Genomic DNA, 3063 nt, shown 5'->3' with positions numbered 1-3063 from the left:
ACTCGGAATTTGATCAACGAAAAAAGTAATTGAGATGATTTGCATAGTATAAATACCTACCAAGCTACGGATTTATATACTACTTTTAATGTTACAAATTGACGTGCGGAATGTGAGCTAAAAGTATTTACAGATAAAGATAAGTGCCTTTTTAGGTCTGAAATACCTTGGCTTTCAGCTCTTGATGCTCAAAAAGGAGCGCATTTCTGGCGCATAGTTGGGCAAAAAAAATTATTCCCCTACTCCCCTACTCTCCTACTCCCTTTTTCCCCTCCTGGGAGGGGTTAGGGGTGGGTTCCCCACTCCTTAAAAAAGGCTTTTTCAGCAAACCCTATTTATAGCAATATCTATAGCAATAGATAGGTAGGACACGGACATAGAGTGATGATGAATCTCAGACAGGGAAATGTTTTTCCCAATGTTCCCTGTTCCCTGCTATTAAGTAATCGGTGTTGAATCCAATCGACGAATAGCTACAACTGAAGGTTTCGGAGGATCGTTAATTTTTTTAGTTGGCCAGTTAGACCCCATAGGCACGGTACGACTCTGGACAAAATCTGAACCATCTGTCGTTTTCATTGCCAACTGACGAGTTTCTGAAGTCATATTTTTGCGAATGCCGTTATATTCTCCTGGATGTTGAATAGCTAAAAACAAAGTTTTCTGGTCTTTGGTAAAGAAAGGCCCACAAGTTTCACTTTCTGTTGGTGCTATTCCAAACAAATAAGCTTCTCCAGCATTAGGACCAGAAGTGGGAAGATACCAGATAGAATTATTACCAAATAAACCACAAAGAGTAGACTGATTTATGGGTTTGCCATCCTGACCCACTCGATTCATAGGTACTGTTTTATTATGCTTACTGGTACTAATATCTGTCACCATCCACAAATTACCCAGTTCATCAAATTCTAAATTGTCAGGATTAGAAAATCCTAGTCCACCCTCCATAGGTTCGCCCCCAGTAGCAAACATTTCCCAACTAAATGTCATAGCATCTGGTTGATTATCATCCTCAGTCAAACGCATAATCCAACCAAACTCGTAAGCTTCACCATCCGGACCTTTAAATATACGTTTGTCTGGACTACCATCAGATTTACTAGGAGACCCAGAGGTAAAGGCAATAAATAAATTACCATTTTTATCTACCTGAGTATCTTCGGGACGTGCGGTACAAGTAACACCAGCAGCATTAGCAGCTAGATGAGCATCAATGAGAATAGCTCCTTGTTTCTGTTCAGCATTACCTTTATATAGGTCCCCCAGAGTTTTATATTTCTTTTTGAACCTTTCTACTTCTTGAGCAGTTATGGCTTTAAAGCTACCACCATCAGGTCTTTGGGGTAGATTAATCATATTGTTAAAGTGGACTTCTGGCAAATCTGGATTCACAGGAGTATCAGGTTGGAGGGAAATCCAACTACCTGTACCATCAGGATTAAATTTAGCGCCATACAACATTCCGTCTGTCAAAAGTTGAGAGTTAGCTTTATCGGTGGGGTCTTTTACTTTACCTTTACTCACAAATTTATATAGATGACCACTACGGCGATCGCATCCGGAATAAAATGCTAATGGTTTATCAGTTTCTACCCTAATACCTACTGCTTCGTGGCGATAACGACCTAACCAAGTATGTTTTGTACCATAGTCATCAGGGTTAGCTGGGTCTACTTCTACCATCCAACCATACTTATTACCAGCTAAACCAAATACACTTCCCAGACCAGCGACTCCTCTTTCACCAATAAAGAGAGATTTTTCTCTGGTCGGGTCAACAGAAGTACCATCAGGATATACTGCTTCTACTACATAATTTTGAAAATTTTCTTCGGCACTAAATACTGTTCCCCAAGGTGTAGTGCCGCCTGCACAGTTAGCAAAACTACCTATAATGCGATCGCCTAATTTATCATTATAACCTTTGCCTTTTTTATTAAAAACTGCTACTGCTGGTCCTGTTGATTTTAAATAACGCCCGTCTTCTAATCCTGAAATACCTGTTATTCTGCGGTCAAATTTTGAATTTGTTCTTACCCATTTTCCATCGGGTTCGCGACGTATGGAAATTACACCTATTCCCATATCAATCATTGCTTCTTTAGCTGTTGCAATAATATTTTGTTTCAGGGAATTTTCAAGTAATTCTGAAGAATTAATTCCTGATTCTCCTACCTGTCTAAATGCTGTTGCTAATTCTGCAAAAGGCATAGATTTACCAATAACTGTTTGATAAGTTGTTACCCAAGGCAAAGGGCTAATATATTCAAAGTTTATTGTTAATAATCCTTCATTTTTACCTGTTTCAATGTAGGAAAGATAGTCATTATTGTAGCCAAAACGTGAATCACCTATTTTGTCTCCCCATGACCCAATAACATCGTAAGTAAAACCTTCTGGAATTATTAAATCATCTGCTACTTCGTAATTAGTATAATTCTCCATTTTAAACTCTTGATTACTCGTTGTCAAAGGCATTGGACCTTTGACTGGTTGGAAATTAATATTGTTGGTAGAAGTTCCACTAATTGGAGATTTTTCAATTGCTGGAGTAGATGATTGTTTTTGACAGGAACTAAGGGTTATTGTTCCTGCGGTAGATCCTAGAAAGATAAGGAATTCTCTACGTTTAAGGTTCATAGAAAAAGTAATAAGTTTGACGTTTTTTAATATAGCGTCGATTGATACTTTTTGGAAAGGGATAATTAGGCATAGTATGTACTATTTTCTTTTTTGTAGTAGACTTTTTTTCAACAGCATTAAATGGATATTATCTGTAACTTTGTTTGTGAGTTTAGTATTAATGCGGTTTAATTTTATTTTTCAAGTCTAGATATATCATGGCTTCTGTTATTTTATTGCGTATGTCGCAATAGTCATTTTGGGCTTTTTTCTAAAAAATAATGTTTCACTTGCTCGAAAATGAGCTGGAAAGATTGATATGTAACTTTATTTTGGGAACTTAGGTTTAAGGCGGTTGAATTTCATTTTTCAAGTATATGTATATCAAGGCTTCTGTTCTTTTATTGCGTATGTCGCAATAGTCATTTTGGGCTTTTT

The 3063-nt window shown here is 37.3% G+C and carries 1 protein-coding gene; it reads right to left on the bottom strand.

The features are described 5' to 3' along the window. Nucleotides 1-438: 438 nt before the first annotated feature. Nucleotides 439-2643 (bottom strand): PhoX family protein, encoded by a 2205-nt coding sequence (locus D5R40_RS31540; RefSeq protein ID WP_124155778.1) that lies wholly within the window; start codon nucleotides 2641-2643, stop codon nucleotides 439-441. Nucleotides 2644-3063: the final 420 nt, after the last annotated feature.

It is taken from the genome of Okeania hirsuta (assembly GCF_003838195.1).
In the GTDB taxonomy this organism is placed as follows: domain Bacteria; phylum Cyanobacteriota; class Cyanobacteriia; order Cyanobacteriales; family Microcoleaceae; genus Okeania; species Okeania hirsuta.
This window is presented reverse-complemented; position numbering and strand designations above follow the sequence as displayed.

Excerpts from the sequence above, each read along its gene's own strand:
- D5R40_RS31540 (WP_124155778.1), bottom strand. The coding sequence starts at position 2,643 with ATGAACCTTAAACGTAGAGAATTCCTTATCTTTCTAGGATCTACCGCA.